The sequence below is a fragment of the Poseidonocella sp. HB161398 genome, assembly GCF_005870025.1.
Classification (GTDB): Bacteria; Pseudomonadota; Alphaproteobacteria; order Rhodobacterales; family Rhodobacteraceae; genus Mangrovicoccus.
Map to the genome: position 1 here is coordinate 14,462 of NZ_VATA01000037.1, position 15,783 is coordinate 30,244.

Genomic DNA, 15,783 nt, shown 5'->3' on the forward strand with positions numbered 1-15,783 from the left:
CCTCCCCGGCCGGGCTAGCCGGCCTCCGCCGCCATCTTCGCTTCGACATGGCGGGCGAAATTGTCGAGGATCGCCTGCCAGCCCTGGCGCTGCATCTCGGCGGGATGCTCGTCCTCGGGATCGAAGACCTCGCGCACCAGCGTTCCCCCCGGAGCTGGCTGAAACCAGACCTTCAGACGACGGCCGCCGAAAGTCGATTCGATCAGGCTCATCTCCTCGATCCGCACGAACGTCCCCTCGAAATCGAAGCCCGTGCTGCCATCCCTGGCCTCCATCCGCGACCGGAAGCGTCCTCCGGGCACCAGATCCAGCTCGGCATGGGTCGTGTGCCAGTCCGGAGAGGCCGCATTCCATTCCAGGATGTCCCCCGGGGTCGTCCAGCAGGCCCAGACCGTCTCCACTGGCGCGTGCACCAGCGTCTCCACTGCAATCTGCATGTCCTCCTCCTCCTCTGCATGCGGCGCCATGCTACGCGGAGCGGGGGCGCTTGGGAACTGCCGGCGGGCGCTGCGGGCGGCGTTCCGCCCAGAGATCGGCCCGGAGCCCCGCCTGCGCGAAGCGCCCAAGCTTTCGGCAGCCCGCCCCGCCCCGGCCATGGCTTGCCGCCGTTAACCGGTTTCGAGTTGACCCTGCCGCAGCCGCCTCCACGATTGGAGGCCGGTGCCCGCGGATCCGCCCCGCCGCGACTGGTTTCAAGCAAGGACGAGTGCCCCATGCCGATAGAGAACGCGCCCTTTTCCCGGAGCGAATACGACCGGCGCCTCCGCCAGACCCGCGAGACCATGGCCGATCTGGGCATCGACGTGCTCTTCGTCACCAATCCGTCGAACCAGTACTGGCTGACCGGCTATGACGGCTGGTCCTTCTATGTCCACCAAGGGGTGATCCTGCCGCTCGAGGGCGATCCCTACTGGTGGGGCCGCTTCATGGACGCCAATGGCGCGCGCCGCACGGTCTGGATGGAGGACGACCATATCCTGCCCTATCCCGACCGCTACGTGCAGTCCGCCGACAGCCATCCGATGGAGGATCTGGCCTCGCATCTGCGGATCATGGGCTATGGCAACAAGCGCATCGGCGTCGAGATGGAGACCTATTTCTTCTCCGCCCGCGCCTTCACCACGCTGGCCGAATGCCTGCCCGCGGCCGAGATGATGGACGCCTCGAGCCTGGTCAACTGGCAGCGGCTGGTGAAGTCGGAGGAGGAGCTCGGCTTCATGCGCCGCGCCGCGCGGATATCCGAGCTGGTGATCGACCGCGCCGTCGAGCTGGCCGAGCCCGGCATGAAGAAGCACGTGCTGGTCGGCGAGCTCTACAAGACCGCCGTGACCGGCGAGGCCGACAGCTGGGGCGACTATCCGGCGATCGTGCCGCTGCTGCCCTCGGGCAGGGACGCCTCGGCGCCGCACCTGACCTGGAACGGCGAGGCGCTGAAGAAGGGAGAGGCGACCTTCATCGAGCAGTCGGGCTGCTACCGGCGCTACCACGCGCCGCTCTGCCGGACGATCTTCTTCGGCAAGCCGCCGCAATACATGGCCGATGCCGCCGCCGCGCTGACCGAGGGGCTGAATGCCGGGATCGAGGTGGCGCGCCCCGGCAACCGCGCCTGCGACATCGCCCGCGCGCTCGACGCCGAGCTCGCCCGGGTCGGCATCGAGCGGCCGAACCGCTGCGGCTATGCGGTGGGGTTGAGCTATCCGCCGGATTGGGGTGAACATACCGTCAGCCTGCGCGCCTATGACGAGACGGTGCTAGAGCCGGGGATGACCTTCCATTTCATGCCCGGCCTGTGGATGGAGGACTGGGGCATGGAAACCACGGAGACGATCCTGATCCGCGAGGACGGCCCGGCCGAGACCCTGTCGAACGTGCCGCGCAAGCTCTTCGTGAAGGACTGACGCACAATGACGACACTCGACCTCTGCCGCCGCTATCTCGGCGAGCTGATCGCCTTTCCGACGGTCTCCTCGCAATCGAACCTGGCCGCGATCCACTGGATCGCAGACCGGCTCGAGGCGGAAGGGGCCGAGGTGGAGATCATGGCCGATGCCAGCGGGACCAAGGCCAATCTCTACGCCGTTCTCGGCGGCGGCGGGCCGGGCGGGATCCTGCTTTCGGGCCATTCCGACGTGGTGCCGGTCGCCGACCAGGACTGGACCGGGGATCCCTTTGCCATGGACGAGCGCGAGGGCCGGCTCTACGGCCGCGGCAGCTGCGACATGAAGGGGTTCATCGCCGCCTGCCTGGCCTCGCTGGAGACGCTGAAGGCCTGCGGCCGCCCGGTGCATTTCGCCTTCACCCATGACGAGGAGGTCGGCTGCCTCGGCGCGCAGTCTCTGGTCGAGGTGCTGAAGACCCGCGAGGTGCTGCCGCAGCTCGCCATCATCGGCGAGCCGACGATGATGCAGGTGATCGAGGGCCACAAGGGCTGCTGCGAATACACCGTGACCTTCGAGGGCACGGCCGGGCACGGCTCCGCCCCCGAGCTGGGCGTGAACGCGGTGGAATATGCCAGCCGCTATATCGGCCGCCTGCTGGAGCTGCGCCAGGCGCTGATGGACCGCGCCCCGGCCGGATCGCGCTTCGATCCGCCCTGGAGCACGATCAATGTCGGCGGGCTGCATGGCGGGGTGGCGCATAACGTGATCGCCAGCCGCGCGGTGCTCGAGTGGGAGACCCGGCCGGTGGTGCCCGAGGATCTGGACTTCGTGAAGCGCGAGATCGCGGCCTTCGCAGGCGACGTGCTGCTGCCCGAGATGCGCCGGGTCGCCACCGCGGCGGACATCTCCACCGAGACGATCGGCGAGGTGGTCGGGCTGACCCCGATGGCGGAAAACGCGGCGCGCGACCTGGTGCTGAAGCTGACCGGCGGCAATGGCGCGGGGGTGGTGCCCTTCGGCACCGAGGCCGGGCTGTTCCAGTCGCTCGGCATGGATGCGGTGATCTGCGGCCCGGGCTCGATCGAGCAGGCGCACAAGGCCGACGAATATGTCAGCCTCGAGCAGCTCGGGCTCTGCCTGGGCCTGCTGGCGCGGCTGGGCTGAGCGCGGCGGCCCGGAGCGCGCGCGCGCCCCGGAACGCCCCCTCACCCCGGCCCTCTCCCCCGGCGGGGGAGAGGGAGGGCGGTCCGCTCATTCGAGTTCGGCGGCGCGTTCCTCGGCGACCTCGGTCTCGGCGGTCTCGACCGCGGCGGCGAAGGCCGAGAAGATCTCGTCGCCCCGGCCGACATTCTCGCGGAACCAGTCATAGACCGGCTCGGCGGCCAGGCGGAACTCCTCTTTCTGCTCGGGCGTCGGCACGTAGAGATCGCCGCCATCGGCGACGAACTGCTCGTAGGCGGCGATCGACTTGCGCTTCGGCGAGGCGAAGGTGGCCTGCTGCAGCGCGTAGAAGCCGTCGACCACGACGCGGCGCAGATCCTCGGGCAGATCCTGGAAGGTCTGGTTCGACATCCACCACAGCGCGCCCATGTAGGCATGGCCGTCGAGCGTGACGTATTTCAGCCCGGCATCGGGGAATTTCATCCCCATGATGTCGGTGATGCCGTTCTTGGTGCCTTCCACCACGCCGGTCTGCAGCGAGGTGAAGAGCTCGGGCCAGGGGATCGGCGTCGGCGAGGCGCCCACCGCCTTGACCAGCTCCTGCGGCAGGTCGGCGACGACGGTGCGGATCTTCAGCCCCTCGAGATCGGCGGGCGTCTCGACGCGGTGCTTGGTATTGGCGAAGTTGCGCCAGCCGCCGGTATTGCCGATCGTCATCAGCCGGATCGTGTCGCCGGAATCCTCCAGCGCCATCTTGCGCATCACCCGCGGGAATTCGCCCGAGAGCACGGTCTCGGCGATCCGGTCGTCGGACATCAGGTAGGGCAGATCCAGGACCTGCACATAGGGGAAGAGCCCCGCCGCGCCGCCCGAGGTCGACACGAAGATGTCGATCGAGCCGTCGGCCACGCCCTGCAGGCATTCCGCGCCGTTCGAGCAGAGCTGGGTGCCGATGAAGAGATCGACCGCGATGGCGCCGTTCGAGGCCGCCTCGACATAGTTCTTGAAGACCACGAGCCCGTCGTAGTCCTCGTCGTTCTCGTTGGAATTCGCCGTCGCGCGCAGCGTGACATCCGCGGCCTGGGCGGACAGCGCCGTGCCGGCGAGCAGCGCGGCGAGCGTCGCCGTCTTCAGGGTCTTGAGCATATCGGTTCCTCCCCTTGATGCTCGGTCATAGCATGTCGGCGTCCGGTGCGCCGCCCCGTGCGGACCCGGATCGCCATTCTGGCCGCGAAAGGCAACAGCGGGATGCCGCCTTGCGCGTCTTCCCGCCCCTAGTCGAGGAATCCCGCGAGGCGCGGGACGGTCAGCGACAGGGCCGGCACGAAGGTGATCAGGAAGATCACCGCGATCTCCACCGCCAGGAAGGGCAGGATCGCCCGGGCGATGGTCGCCACCTTCTCGCGGCTGACCGCGGCGGCGACGAAGAGCACCAGCCCCATCGGCGGCGTGGCGAGACCGACGGTCAGGTTCACGCACATGATGATGGCGAAATGCACTGGCTCCACCCCGAGTCCGGCGAAGACCGGGCCGAGGATCGGGCCGAGGATGATGATCGCCGGGCCCGCATCGAGGAACATGCCCACGACGAAGAGCAGCAGGTTGATCAGGAAGAGCAGCAGGTAGGGGTTCTCGGTCAGCGCCAGGATGAAGGCCGCGAGGCTCTCGGGCGCGTGGCTGAGCGAGACCACCGTCTTGAAGGACATCGCCGCGCCCACGAGCAGCAGCACCACCGAGGAGGTCAGCCCCGCCCGGGTCAGCACGTCCGGCAGGTCGCGGAATTTCAGCGTCCTGAGCACGAAGAGCCCGATCAGCAGCGCATAGGCCACCGCGACCGCCGCCGCCTCGGTCGGGGTGAAGACGCCGCCGAGGATGCCGCCGAGGATGATAACCGGCGTCAGCAGCGGGAAGAAGGCCTTCAGGCTCGCCTGGCCGCGCTCGCCCCAGCTGTATTTCCGCGAGGCGACCGGGAAGTCGTAGCGGTCGGCCATGATCTTGACCATCGCCATCAGCCCCAGCCCGATCAGCACCCCCGGCACGATGCCCGCGAGAAACAGCGCCGCGACGCTCTCGCCCATCACGTAGGCGTAGATGATCATGATCCCCGAGGGCGGGATGATCGGCCCGATCACCGAGCTTGCCGCAGTGATCGCGGCGGCGAAGCGGCGGGTATAGCCCTGCTTCTCCATCGCCGGGATCAGCATCGAGCCGAGCGCCGAGGTGTCCGCCACCGCGGAGCCCGAGAGCCCGGCGAAGAGGATCGAGGAAAGCACGTTCACATGCGCCAGCCCGCCGCGCAGATGGCCCATCAGCGCCTGCGAGAATTCGACCAGCCGCAGGGTGATGCCGCCGCGGTTCATCAGCTCGCCCGCCAGCATGAAGAACGGGATCGCCATCAGCGGGAAGCTGTCCATGCCGTTGTAGAGATTGCGGTAGAGCAGCGTGATGTCGCGCTCCTGCCCGTTCAGCCACAGCACGGCGCCGGGCGCCGCGAGGAGGCCGAAGAAGACCGGCAGCCCGGCCAGCAGCAGCACGAGGAAGAGCGGAAGGAACCAGATCAGCGTCATTCCGCGCCCCCGATCTCTGCGCCCGGGACGGGCGGCAGCGCCGCCTCCTGCCCCATGAGCGCCGCCAGCCGCCTGAGGACCAGCTCGATATTGACGAGGAGGAGCAGCACGATGCCCACCACCAGCGACAGCATCATCCAGCTCCGCGGCACCCGGTGCCACTGGTCGAAGCCCAGCGAGACCGGCACGTAGAGCGAGGCGGTGGCGAAGCGGCCGCCGATGCCGGTGATCTCCTTCCAGCCGATCTGCAGCCCGACCGCCAGCACGATGAGCGAGATCGCCAGGAAGACCAGCTGCAGGATCCGCGAGGCCATCCCCGGCAGCAGCGCGTCGAGCGAGTCGATCGCCACGAAGCCGCCGGCGCGGAAGGCCGTGGGCGCCATCAGCCCGGTCATCCACAGCATGCAGAACCGCGCGGCCTCGTCGGGCCAGGGCAGCGCATTTCCCAGAACGTAGCGGCAGAAGACCTGCAGCAGCGTCGCCGCCACCATCGCGGCAATCGCCAGGACGCCGAGCGTCCGGCCTGCCGCAAGGAGCAGGCTGTTGACCGCGCTCAAGGCGCGGGTCGCCGCAATCAACGGCTTCATGCGGTGTCCTCCCTCCAAGGGGGTCATTTGCTGACCCCTCTTAGCTCACGCGGACAGGAAGCGCCCTACCTGTCCGCGAAAAAATGCAAGCGCGTCACCGGTTTCGCGCAATTCCGCCTGTTCCACCCGCCCCAGGATGATCGCATGGTCGCCGCCCTCGTAGACGGCCTCCCTGCGGCAGTCGAAGCGGGCCAGGACATGCGGGATCACCGGCACGCCGTGGCTGTTCGGCAGGAGCCCCAGGCCCGAAAGCGCATAGGCGTCCTTGACCACCTTCCAGCAGAGCTCTCCCTGCCCGGCCTCGAGGATGTGGACGGCGAAATGCTCCGCCGCCTCGAAATGCGGAAAGCGCCGCGAGCGGCGGTCGGGCGACCACAGCACCAGCGGCGGATCGAGCGAAACCGAGGAGAAGCTGTTCACCGTGATCGCCACCGGCCCCTCGGGACCGGCGACGGTGACGATGGCCACGCCAGTGGCGAAACGGCCGAAGGCATCGCGCAGGAGCCGGGCATTCTCCGGCTCCGGGACGAAGCTGCGGACCTCCTCGAGTTCGCCGGCCATCACGCGACCTCGTGCCCGAGCGCCGCCTCGTAGAGCGCGAACCAGGCCTGGCGGTCGAGCTCGACCTTCATCGCGTCGCCGATCCTGGCGATCCGGCCGAGATTGTTGGTGCCGAGCACCGGCAGGATCTTCGCCGGGTGGCGCAGGAGGAAGGCCACCGCCACCGCGGCGCGGTCGACGCCCTGCGCCGCGGCGATGCCGTCGAGCAGCTCGGTCACGTGGTCCTTGCCGGTCATCAGGCTGCCGCCGCCCAGCGGCGACCAGGCCATGACGGCATCGCGGCGCTTCTGGTGGAAGGCCAGGTCGCCATCGGTGAAGGGCGCGATCCGCGACAGCGAGATCTCGATCTGGTTGGTCACCAGCGGCGCGGACATCGCCGATTCCAGCAGCTCCACGTCCCAGGGCCGGAAATTCGACACGCCGACCGCGCGGACCTTGCCCGCCTTGACCAGACCGTCGAGCGCCGCGCCGGTCTCGTCATGGTCCATCAGCGGATCGGGCCGGTGGATCAGCAGCAGGTCGATCCGGTCGGTGCCGAGATCGCGCAGGCTGGCCTCGACCGAGGCCTCGATATGCGCGCGGCTGGTGTCGTAATGCTTGACCTTCGCCGCCGCATGGCGCCCCGCCGGCGCGACGATGTCGCATTTGGTGACGATTTCCATCTGCTCGCGCAGCCCCGGCGCCGCCTTCAGCGCGCCGCCCAGCACCGCCTCGGCCGTGTAGCCGCCATAGATGTCGGCCTGGTCGAAGGTGGTGATGCCCTGTTCGAGGCAGGTCTCGATCTTCGCCTGGACATGGACCGGCGACGTGTCCTCGTCATCGGCGATCCGCCACATCCCGTAGACGAGACGGGAGAAGGACAGATCGGGGGTCAGGGAAACGCGTTCCATCAGCGGCGGACTCCGGCAGCTAGGGGGGTGGCCGGCGCGCTTGCGGGCACGCGGCCATAGGCTTCGGGCAGCGAGCAGGTCTTCAGCTCGGGCAGGACCCGGCTGCCGAACTGTTCGGCCTCTTCGAGATGGGGATAGCCCGACAGGATGAAGGCGCGCATGCCCATCTTGCGGTAGCGTTCGAGCTTTGTCAGCACCTGGTCGGCCGAGCCCACCAGCGCCGCGCCGCAGCCCGAGCGGGCGCGGCCGATGCCGGTCCAGAGCCCGGGCTCGATGAAGCCCTCGCCATCGGCCAGCTCGCGGTTCTTCGCCTGGTGGCTGACGCCCAGCGAGCCGGCGTCGAGCGCGCGCTCGCGGATCGCCGCGCCCTGCGCGTCATCGAGCTTCGAGACGATGTAGTCGGCGTATTCCTTCGCCTCGGCCTCGGTGTCGCGGACGATGACATGCACGCGCAGCCCGTAATCCAGCGTCCGTCCGTGACGGGCGGCGACCTCGTTGACCGCGCGCATCCGCCCGGCCAGCTCCTCCTCCTTCTCCGGCCACATCAGGTAGACGTCGCAATGCTGGCCGCAGAGCTCCAGCGCATCGGGGGAGTAGCCGCCGAAATAGAGCAGCGGCCCGCCGGTCTGGTAGGGCTTCGCCGGATCGGTGGTCAGGCCCTTGAACTGGTAGACCTGGCCCTCGTAGTCGATCTCGTCGCGGGTCCAGGCCTGCTTGAGGATCTCCACCACCTCGCGCGAGCGCTGGTAGCGGAAGGTGCTCTCGGCCTTCTCGCCGGGGAAGTCCGAGGAGATGATGTTCACCGTCAGCCGCCCTTCCAGCATGTGGTCGAGCGTGGCGATGGTGCGCGCCAGCATGATCGGCTGCATCTCGCCGCAGCGCACCGCGGCCAGCATGTTGATCTTCGAGGTGATCGGCGCGCAGCCGGCGACGAAGCTCAGCGTATCCTGCCCCACCTGGTAGGAGGACGGGCACAGGATGTTGCGGAACCCCTGCCGCTCGGCGGTCTTCACGATCTCCGAGCAATGCGCCCAGGACGAGCGCAGGTCGCCGTCCGGCACGCCCAGGAACTGGTAGTCGTCGGAGCAGAGCGCGGCAAACCACGACACTTCGGCAGCGTCGAGATCCGCGGATGTGACGGGCACGATGGTCATCGATTCCTCCCCAGGGCCGTCTGCGATTTGCGCTTGCGTAGCAGCGTCCTTGATGTAGATCAATGGTGCATCAATTTTCGGCCGGGGGGAATCGGGGAGACCGTGGCGGAGACCGGAGACAGCGCAGCGGCCATCCCGCTCTACCTTCAGATCGCGGAGTCCATCTACCGCGACATCGCCGCGGGGCGCCTGCCCGACGGCACCCGCTTGCCGCCCGAGCGCGAGCTGGCCGGACAGTTCCGCACGACCGTGCGCACGCTGCGCAAGGGGCTTGCCGAACTCGAGCGCCAGGGGCTGCTGAACCGCGTCCAGGGCTCGGGCAACTACGTGCGCATGGATGACAGCGTGAAGAGCATCTACTCGATGTTCCGGCTGGAGCTGCCCGGCGGCGGCGGCCTGCCGACCGCGCGGATCCTCGGCATCGACGAGATGGAGAAGCCCGCCGGCCTGCCCGCCTTCGGCAGTTCGGCGCGCGGCACCCGGTTCCGGCGGCTGCGATTCCTCGACGACCAGCCGATCGCGGTGGAGGAGATCTGGCTCGACGGCGACAGCGGCCGGGTCGATCCGCGCAAGGTCGCGGATTCGCTCTACCGCTTCTACCAGATCGAGCTGGGCATCTGGATCAGCCGCGCCGAGGACCGGGTGAGCCTCGGGCAGGTGCCCGGCTGGGCGCCGCAGGAATTCGGCAAGCCCTCCGGGGCCATAGTGGGCTATATCGAGCGGCTGGGCTGGGCGCAGGCCGCCCATCCGGTGGAGTTTTCGCGGACCTGGTTCGATCCGGACCGGTCCATTTATGTGCAGCGCCTGAAATGACGGGCGGGAAAGGGAGCGGATCATGACCACGCGCTACGGCATCATCGGCTGCGGCATGATGGGACAGGAGCATCTGAGGAACATCGCGCTTCTTCCGGACACGGAAGTCGCCGCGATCTTCGAGCCGGATCCGGGGATGCGGACCCGCGCCGCGGCGCTGGCCCCGGCCGCGGTCTTCTGCGACAGCCTGGAAACGCTGCTGAGCGTGCCGGGGCTCGACTGCCTGCTGGTCGCCTCGCCGAATTTCCGCCATGTCGAGCAGCTCGAGACCATCGCCCGGATGCGGCCGCTGCCGGTGCTGGTGGAAAAGCCGCTCTTTACCCAGACGGCCGATCTCGACCGGCTGGCCGCGGCGCTCGACGCCTATCCGGCGCCGGTCTGGGTGGCGATGGAATACCGCTACATGCCGCCGATCGCCGCCTTCCTCGACACCGCGGCGGCCGCGACCGGGGGCATCCGCATGCTCACCATCCGCGAGCACCGCTTCCCCTTCCTCGACAAGGTCGCCGCCTGGAACCGCTTCAACCGCCAGTCGGGCGGCACCTTCGTCGAGAAATGCTGCCATTTCTTCGACCTGATGCGGCTGGCGCTCGGCTCCGAGCCGGTGCGGATCATGGCCTCGGGCGGGCAGGACGTGAACCATCTCGACGAGCGTGTCGGCGACGAGGTGCCCGACATCCTCGACAACGGCTATGTCATCGTCGATTTCGAGAACGGCACCCGGGCGATGCTGGAGCTGTGCATGTTCGCCGAGGGCGCGCGCTACCAGGAAGAGGTCGCCGCGGTCGGGCCCGCGGGCAAGATCGAGGCCTTCGTGCCCGGGCCGGGCCGGTTCTGGCCGGCCGAGCTGGGCCATCCGCCGGTGCCGCAGCTCGTCGTCAGCCCGCGCCACCCCAAGGGGCCCGAGCTGCGCGAGATCCCGGTCGATCCGGCGCTGCTGGAGGCCGGGGACCATAACGGCTCCACCTTCTACCAGCACCAGAAGTTCCTGGAACTGGTCCGCGGCAGCCGCAGCACGCCCGAGGTCAGCCTGCAGGACGGGCGGATGGCCGTGCTGATGGGGCTGGCCGCGCAGATCTCCATCGCCGAGAAGCGCGTGGTCGAGCTCAGCGACCTGATGCCGGGCGCCTCGCGCGCGGCCTGACGGAAAGGGGCGCCGCCGGGCGCCCCTGCCCCGCCTCAGAGCTGTTCCTGCACCAGGCGGTCGGCCTCGGCAGCGACGCGGCGGCCGCAGATCACCAGATCGGGCGCGATCTCGGCCAGCGGCTCCAGCACGAAGGCGCGGTTGAACATCTCGCGATGCGGCAGCGTCAGCTCGGGCGTGTCGATCTTCAGGTTGTCGGCATGCAGCAGGTCGATGTCGATCATCCGCGGCCCCCAGCGGTCCGAGGGCACGCGGCCGACGACCAGCTCGATCCGCTTGCAGAGCTTCATCAGCTGCAGCGGCTCCAGCGTGCTCCAGCCGGTGGCGCAGGCATTGAGGAACCAGTCCTGGTCGATCTTGCCCCAGGGCGCGGTCTTGTGGAATTTCGACACGGTGTCGATCTCCACCCCGTCCTGGGCGACGAGATGCGCCAGCGCGGTGCGCAGGTTGTGCTCTTTCTCGCCCATGTTGGTGCCCAGCGAGAAGGCCACGCGGTAGCGGCGGCGGCGCGAGACCTCGATGCCGACATGGTCGAGCATCGCGGCGATCGGCGCGGCGGGCTTGCGGATCACCACCTTGACCGAGGAGACCAGCGGATGGCGCTCCAGCACGGCGCCGGCGATGCGGTCGCCCAGCGTCTCGATCAGGTCGAAGGGCCCGGCCTGGGACACTTCCTCGGCCAGCTTGCACAGCCCGTCATAGCACACGGTCTGGCCGTAATCGTCCTCGTCCGCCGCGCCCGAGACAGAGAGGCCGCAATCGATGTCGAGATAGAACTTCTGGCCCAGCCGCTTTTCCTCAGGGAAGACGCCGTGATGGGCATGCAGGCAGAGATTGGAGACGAAAACGCGATCGGTCATGGGATGTCCTCCATGGACGGGACGGCCAGGGGGCCGGTTTCCGGGGCAAGCGCGCGGGCGAGCGCGCCGAACAGGGCATGGGCGGCGGCGGGCAGCGGCGGCAGCGCAAGGCCGTCCAGATGCGTGACCGGCGAGGCCAGCCGCAGCGAATTGGTGACGAGAAGCGCCTCGGCCTGCAGCAGCTCCGCCGGATCGACGGCGCGCTCCTCGGCGGCGAGCCCCGCTTCGGGCGCAAGCGACAGCAGCTCGGCGCGCAGGATGCCGGGCAGGATGCCCTCGCTGACCGGCGGCGTGACCAGCCGGCCGCCGGCGATCATCACCAGGTTGCCGATGCCGGTGCAGGCGGCATTGCCGCGGGTGTTGAGGAAAAGCGGCTCGTCAGCGCCGGCCGCCCGCGCGGCCTCGGTGGCGAGGACCGCGTCGAGATAGCCGGTCGTCTTCAGCCGGGCGGCGGGCGAGCTGTCGTTGCGGCGGATCAGGGCGGTGGCGAGGCGCACCGGCGCGAAGGGCGCGGGCAGGCCCTCGGAGGCGCTGGCGAAGATCCGCGGGCGCGGCGCGGGCGGCGGCGCGACCCCGCGCGGGCCGGAGCCTCGGGTCACGGTCAGCCGCACCGAGCCCCGGCCGATCCCGGCGCAGACGGCCGCCCAGGCGGTCCCGGCCGCGGAGCGGTCGAAGGGCATGCCGAGCGCGGCGCAGCCCGCCGCCAGCCGGTCGAGATGCGCGGCCCCGCGCACCACCCGCCCGTCGGCCACCATGGCGGTGTCGAAGAGCCCGTCGCCCAGCAGCAGCCCGCGATCGGTCAGGTCGAAGGGCGCCTCCGGCCCGTCGAGCAGCCTGCCCTCAGCCCACCAGCGCATCGGCGCCTCCATTGGCCAGGGCCAGCACATTGCCGATCATCCGGTGGCCATGCTCGGAGAGGATGGATTCGGGGTGGAACTGGATGCCGAAGGTCGGGTGGCTGCGATGCGCCAGCGCCATGACCTCGCCCGCTTCCGAGCGCGCGGTGATCCGCAGCGCGGCCTCCATCTGCGGCGTCGGCGCGACGATCAGCGAATGGTAGCGGCCGACGCGCACCCGTCCGGGCAGGCCCTCGAACGGGCCGGTGCCGTCATGTTCGATGGCCGAGGCGCGGCCATGCATCGGCTCGGCCGCGCGGGTGATCCCGCCGCCGAAGACCGCGCCGATGCACTGATGGCCGAGGCAGACGCCGAGGATCGGCAGCCGGCCGGAGAATTCGCGGATCGCCGCCATCGACACGCCGGCCTCCTCGGGGCGGCCCGGCCCGGGCGAGACGACCAGCGCGGCGGGCGCCAGCGCGGCGATCTCCCGGAGCGTGATCCCGTCGCTCTTCACCACATGCGGCGCATGGCCCAGCTCCGCGCAATAGCGCGCCACGTTGTGGGTGAAGCTGTCATGGTTGTCGAGGATCAGGATCATGCCGGGTCCGGGGCGAAGGGCGCAAACGCGTCGAAGATACGGGCCGCCTTGTCCAGAGTCTCGGAATATTCCGACATTCCCTCGGACAGGAGCGTCACCCCGCCCCCGGCCTGGACCACCGCTTCGCCGCCGCGGATCATCACCGTGCGGATCGGGATGTTCAGATCCATGTCGCCGTCGAAGCCCAGATAGCCGATCGCGCCGCAATAGACGCCGCGGTCGCGGCCCTCGATCGCGCGGATGATCTGCATCGCCCGCTCTTTCGGCGCGCCGGTGATCGATCCGCCGGGGAAGGTCGCGGCGATCAGCGACACCGCATCCTCGCCCGCGGCCAGCCGGCCCGTGACGGCGGAGGTCAGGTGGTGCACCGAGGCGTAGCTCTCGACCGTGCAGAGCTCGGGCACCTCGACCGTGCCGGGACGGCAGACGCGGGAGATGTCGTTGCGCATCAGGTCGACGATCATCACGTTCTCGGCGCGGTCCTTCTCGGAGGCCGCCAGCTGCAGGGCGGCGGCGCGGTCGCGTTCCGGGTCGGGATGGCGCGGCAGCGTGCCCTTGATCGGCCGCGCCTCCACCTTGCCGCGGCGCAGCTCCAGGTAGCGTTCGGGCGAGGCCGAGAGGATCGCCTGCTCCCCGTCCGAAAGCCAGGCGGCGAAGGGCGCGGGATTGGCGCGGCGCAGCGCGGCATAGAGCGCCCAGGGATCGCCCGAGAAATCCGCGCGGAAGGCCTGGGAGATATTCGCCTGGTAGATGTCGCCGTCGCGGATATGCGCGCGCACCCGCTCGACCGCGGCGGCATAGCCCGGCCCGTCGAAATCCGAGGACCAGGGACCGAGCGCGGCCGGGCCCGGTTCGGCCGGCGGCTGTTCCAGCAGATCGCGGAGCCGGTCCTGCAGCGCCTGCGGATCGCGCCCGCCCGTATCGGAGGCTATGGCGAAGGCCCGGCCCTCGGCGCGGTCGAAGACCAGCACCAGGTCGTAGAAGCCGAAGGAGAGCCCGCCCGCGCGGCCGCCGTCGCGGAATTCGTAGTCGATATGTCCGATCGCGCCGCCGGCGAAGGGCAGCCCGGGCACCGGCGCCATGCGGCAGTCCGCGAGCCGCGCGCGCAGCGCCTCGAGCGGCGGGAGCTCTTCCGGCGCGCCGTTCCAGGCGGCCTGGCCCGCGCTGGCGGCGAAGCGGCCGAAGGGCTCGATCCCGATGATGCTCCAGCGGCCGAGCGCGCCATGGTCCCCGCCCGAGTCGAGGAAGGCGAAGCCCGCGCAGCGGCAGAGCCGGCAGGCCGCGTCCCAGGGCGGCAGCCCGCCCAGATCCCGGATCGCGGGCGGCGTTCCGGCCCCGTCGGGGCCGCGGTCGGACAGGCGGGTCGTGGCGGTCATGGCAGCGGCTCTTAGGGCGGAACCGCGCAGGGATCAAATGCCGGCTGCCCCTGCGTCGAGGAATTGATCGCGATTCAGGGCGGAATTCCGCTCCGCGCCGCCTGCGGGGCTCCTGCGGGGCGGCACGGCCCTGCCGGCGTTCGCACTGTGCCTGCATTTTCGGCGCGCCGTCGGGGCAAGTCGTTCACACGTCAACATTTTCCTTCCCCCCGCGGATTCGGCTCTGCTAGCCTTCCGGGGACACTGCCGACGGAGCTCCCTTGCAATCCCTCCTTCCCCCCGTTTTCGACGGTCACAACGATGTTCTGACCAAGCTGCTCCCCTATGGCCCCGCGCTTGCCGCAGAGCGCTTTGCCCAGGGCTGCGAGGGCGCCATCGACCTGCCAAAGGCGCAGGCCGGCGGGTTCGGCGGCGGATTCTTCGCCATCTGGATCGCCTCGCCCTCGGATCCGGCGCTGAAATTCGACCAGATGACGCGCGACAGCTATGCGATGCCGCTGCCCGCCCCGGTGCCCTACGACCACGCCGTCCCCGCCGCCGAGGCCGAGATCGCCGTGCTGGAGGCGCTGGAGGCCGCTGGCACGCTGGCGATCTGCCGCAGCGTGGCCGAGATCCGCGCGGCCATGGCAGCGGGAAAGATCGCCGCGATCTTCCATATCGAGGGCGCCGAGGCGATCGGCCCGGATCTGGAGGAGCTCGACGCGCTCTACGCCCGCGGGCTGCGCTCGCTCGGCCCGGTCTGGAGCCGCCCGACGATCTTCGGCCATGGCGTGCCGTTCCGCTTCCCCTCCTCGCCCGATACCGGCGAGGGGCTGACCGAAGCGGGCGCGCGGCTGGTCCGCCGCTGCAACGAGCTGGGCATCATGATCGACCTGTCGCATCTCAACGCGAAGGGCGTCGAGGATGTCGCGCGGATCTCGGACGCGCCGCTGGTCGCCAGCCATTCGAACGCCCATGCGATCTGCCCGCACAGCCGCAACCTGACCGACGACCAGCTGAAGATGATCGCGGAAAGCGACGGCATGGTCGGGCTGAACCTGGCCGCCGCCTTCCTGCGCGAGGACGGCAAGATGATCGCCGATGTGCCGGTGGAGACCTGCCTGCGCCATCTCGACCACCTGATGGGGATCCTCGGCGAGGACCGGGTGGGCATCGGCTCGGACTATGACGGGGCGGTGGTGCCCGAGGCGCTGACGACGCTGGCCGATCTGCCGGTGCTGCGCCAGGCGATGGCCGATCACGGATACGGCGCGGAGCTGACCGAGAAGCTCTGCCAAGGAAACTGGCTGCGGGTGCTGGAAAAAACCTGGGGGGCATGACCCGCGCGACGCCGCCCCGGAGCGACAGAGAGGA

Annotated in this window: 16 protein-coding genes; 5 read left to right on the forward strand and 11 right to left on the reverse strand. The window is 69.6% G+C overall.

The features are described from left to right. Positions 1 to 14 precede the first annotated feature (14 nt). A complete protein-coding gene (locus FGX59_RS23575; RefSeq protein ID WP_138469584.1) occupies positions 15 to 437 on the reverse strand; it encodes an SRPBCC domain-containing protein in 423 nt (140 codons plus the stop codon). Between the two features lie 276 nt (positions 438 to 713). On the opposite strand from FGX59_RS23575, the gene FGX59_RS23580 reads away from it, so the two are divergent. Together FGX59_RS23580 and argE are read left to right on the forward strand one after the other, a co-directional pair. Beyond that, a complete protein-coding gene (locus FGX59_RS23580; RefSeq protein ID WP_138469585.1) occupies positions 714 to 1,898 on the forward strand; it encodes a M24 family metallopeptidase in 1,185 nt (394 codons plus the stop codon). Between the two features lie 6 nt (positions 1,899 to 1,904). Further along, positions 1,905 to 3,044, forward strand: a complete 1,140-nt coding sequence (argE, locus tag FGX59_RS23585) for an acetylornithine deacetylase (protein WP_138469586.1) — start codon at positions 1,905 to 1,907, stop codon at positions 3,042 to 3,044. Positions 3,045 to 3,131: 87 nt separating this feature from the next. Here argE and dctP read toward each other — a convergent pair whose 3' ends face one another. The 6 genes from dctP to FGX59_RS23615 all read right to left on the reverse strand — a co-directional run bounded on the left by dctP (position 3,132) and on the right by FGX59_RS23615 (position 8,800). Continuing rightward, positions 3,132 to 4,187 (reverse strand): TRAP transporter substrate-binding protein DctP, encoded by a 1,056-nt coding sequence (gene dctP / locus FGX59_RS23590; RefSeq protein WP_138469587.1) that lies wholly within the window; start codon positions 4,185 to 4,187, stop codon positions 3,132 to 3,134. A 128-nt stretch (positions 4,188 to 4,315) separates the two neighbouring features. After that, positions 4,316 to 5,608 (reverse strand): TRAP transporter large permease, encoded by a 1,293-nt coding sequence (locus tag FGX59_RS23595; RefSeq protein ID WP_138469588.1) that lies wholly within the window; start codon positions 5,606 to 5,608, stop codon positions 4,316 to 4,318. Beyond that, positions 5,605 to 6,195 carry a TRAP transporter small permease gene (locus FGX59_RS23600; protein ID WP_138469589.1) on the reverse strand — a complete coding sequence of 197 codons (591 nt, stop codon included), beginning with the start codon at positions 6,193 to 6,195 and terminating at the stop codon, positions 5,605 to 5,607. The genes FGX59_RS23595 and FGX59_RS23600 overlap by 4 nt, the downstream gene beginning before the upstream one ends. Positions 6,196 to 6,240: 45 nt before the next feature. Then, entirely contained in the window at positions 6,241 to 6,756 is a 516-nt protein-coding gene (locus FGX59_RS23605) for a flavin reductase family protein (RefSeq protein WP_138469590.1), read from the reverse strand. Further along, positions 6,756 to 7,646 (reverse strand): aldo/keto reductase family oxidoreductase, encoded by an 891-nt coding sequence (locus FGX59_RS23610; protein ID WP_138469591.1) that lies wholly within the window; start codon positions 7,644 to 7,646, stop codon positions 6,756 to 6,758. Before FGX59_RS23610 ends, FGX59_RS23605 begins: the two co-directional genes overlap by 1 nt. Then, a complete protein-coding gene (locus FGX59_RS23615; protein ID WP_138469592.1) occupies positions 7,646 to 8,800 on the reverse strand; it encodes an LLM class flavin-dependent oxidoreductase in 1,155 nt (384 codons plus the stop codon). The genes FGX59_RS23610 and FGX59_RS23615 overlap by 1 nt, the downstream gene beginning before the upstream one ends. A gap of 102 nt (positions 8,801 to 8,902) precedes the next feature. Here FGX59_RS23615 and FGX59_RS23620 point away from each other — a divergent pair, with 102 nt between their 5' ends. Together FGX59_RS23620 and FGX59_RS23625 are read left to right on the forward strand one after the other, a co-directional pair. Then, complete coding sequence (locus FGX59_RS23620) at positions 8,903 to 9,613, forward strand: GntR family transcriptional regulator (RefSeq protein ID WP_138469593.1); 711 nt, start codon at positions 8,903 to 8,905, stop codon at positions 9,611 to 9,613. A gap of 22 nt (positions 9,614 to 9,635) precedes the next feature. Then, the gene (locus tag FGX59_RS23625) at positions 9,636 to 10,757 is read left to right on the forward strand and encodes a Gfo/Idh/MocA family protein (protein ID WP_138469594.1); all 1,122 of its coding nucleotides are present in this window, start codon (positions 9,636 to 9,638) and stop codon (positions 10,755 to 10,757) included. A gap of 35 nt (positions 10,758 to 10,792) precedes the next feature. Here the strand turns inward: FGX59_RS23625 and folK are convergent, their stop codons facing one another. The 4 genes from folK to pabB are packed head-to-tail and all read right to left on the reverse strand — an operon-like array spanning position 10,793 to position 14,430. Continuing rightward, positions 10,793 to 11,617, reverse strand: coding sequence for a 2-amino-4-hydroxy-6-hydroxymethyldihydropteridine diphosphokinase (gene folK / locus FGX59_RS23630; RefSeq protein ID WP_138469595.1), 825 nt, complete (start codon positions 11,615 to 11,617; stop codon positions 10,793 to 10,795). Continuing rightward, positions 11,614 to 12,474, reverse strand: a complete 861-nt coding sequence (locus tag FGX59_RS23635; RefSeq protein ID WP_171060801.1) for an aminotransferase class IV — start codon at positions 12,472 to 12,474, stop codon at positions 11,614 to 11,616. The genes folK and FGX59_RS23635 overlap by 4 nt, the downstream gene beginning before the upstream one ends. Further along, positions 12,458 to 13,054, reverse strand: coding sequence for an aminodeoxychorismate/anthranilate synthase component II (locus FGX59_RS23640; RefSeq protein ID WP_138469597.1), 597 nt, complete (start codon positions 13,052 to 13,054; stop codon positions 12,458 to 12,460). Before FGX59_RS23640 ends, FGX59_RS23635 begins: the two co-directional genes overlap by 17 nt. Then, positions 13,051 to 14,430, reverse strand: a complete 1,380-nt coding sequence (gene pabB, locus FGX59_RS23645; protein WP_138469598.1) for an aminodeoxychorismate synthase component I — start codon at positions 14,428 to 14,430, stop codon at positions 13,051 to 13,053. The genes FGX59_RS23640 and pabB overlap by 4 nt, the downstream gene beginning before the upstream one ends. A gap of 260 nt (positions 14,431 to 14,690) precedes the next feature. Here pabB and FGX59_RS23650 point away from each other — a divergent pair, with 260 nt between their 5' ends. Beyond that, entirely contained in the window at positions 14,691 to 15,749 is a 1,059-nt protein-coding gene (locus FGX59_RS23650) for a dipeptidase (protein WP_138469599.1), read from the forward strand. The last annotated feature ends 34 nt before the right edge of the window (positions 15,750 to 15,783 follow it).

Excerpts from the sequence above, each read along its gene's own strand:
- FGX59_RS23575 (WP_138469584.1), bottom strand. The coding sequence starts at position 437 with ATGCAGATTGCAGTGGAGACGCTGGTGCACGCGCCAGTGGAGACGGTC.
- FGX59_RS23580 (WP_138469585.1), top strand. The coding sequence starts at position 714 with ATGCCGATAGAGAACGCGCCCTTTTCCCGGAGCGAATACGACCGGCGC.
- argE (WP_138469586.1), top strand. The coding sequence starts at position 1,905 with ATGACGACACTCGACCTCTGCCGCCGCTATCTCGGCGAGCTGATCGCC.
- dctP (WP_138469587.1), bottom strand. The coding sequence starts at position 4,187 with ATGCTCAAGACCCTGAAGACGGCGACGCTCGCCGCGCTGCTCGCCGGC.
- FGX59_RS23595 (WP_138469588.1), bottom strand. The coding sequence starts at position 5,608 with ATGACGCTGATCTGGTTCCTTCCGCTCTTCCTCGTGCTGCTGCTGGCC.
- FGX59_RS23600 (WP_138469589.1), bottom strand. The coding sequence starts at position 6,195 with ATGAAGCCGTTGATTGCGGCGACCCGCGCCTTGAGCGCGGTCAACAGC.
- FGX59_RS23605 (WP_138469590.1), bottom strand. The coding sequence starts at position 6,756 with ATGGCCGGCGAACTCGAGGAGGTCCGCAGCTTCGTCCCGGAGCCGGAG.
- FGX59_RS23610 (WP_138469591.1), bottom strand. The coding sequence starts at position 7,646 with ATGGAACGCGTTTCCCTGACCCCCGATCTGTCCTTCTCCCGTCTCGTC.
- FGX59_RS23615 (WP_138469592.1), bottom strand. The coding sequence starts at position 8,800 with ATGACCATCGTGCCCGTCACATCCGCGGATCTCGACGCTGCCGAAGTG.
- FGX59_RS23625 (WP_138469594.1), top strand. The coding sequence starts at position 9,636 with ATGACCACGCGCTACGGCATCATCGGCTGCGGCATGATGGGACAGGAG.
- folK (WP_138469595.1), bottom strand. The coding sequence starts at position 11,617 with ATGACCGATCGCGTTTTCGTCTCCAATCTCTGCCTGCATGCCCATCAC.
- FGX59_RS23635 (WP_171060801.1), bottom strand. The coding sequence starts at position 12,474 with ATGCGCTGGTGGGCTGAGGGCAGGCTGCTCGACGGGCCGGAGGCGCCC.
- FGX59_RS23640 (WP_138469597.1), bottom strand. The coding sequence starts at position 13,054 with ATGATCCTGATCCTCGACAACCATGACAGCTTCACCCACAACGTGGCG.
- pabB (WP_138469598.1), bottom strand. The coding sequence starts at position 14,430 with ATGACCGCCACGACCCGCCTGTCCGACCGCGGCCCCGACGGGGCCGGA.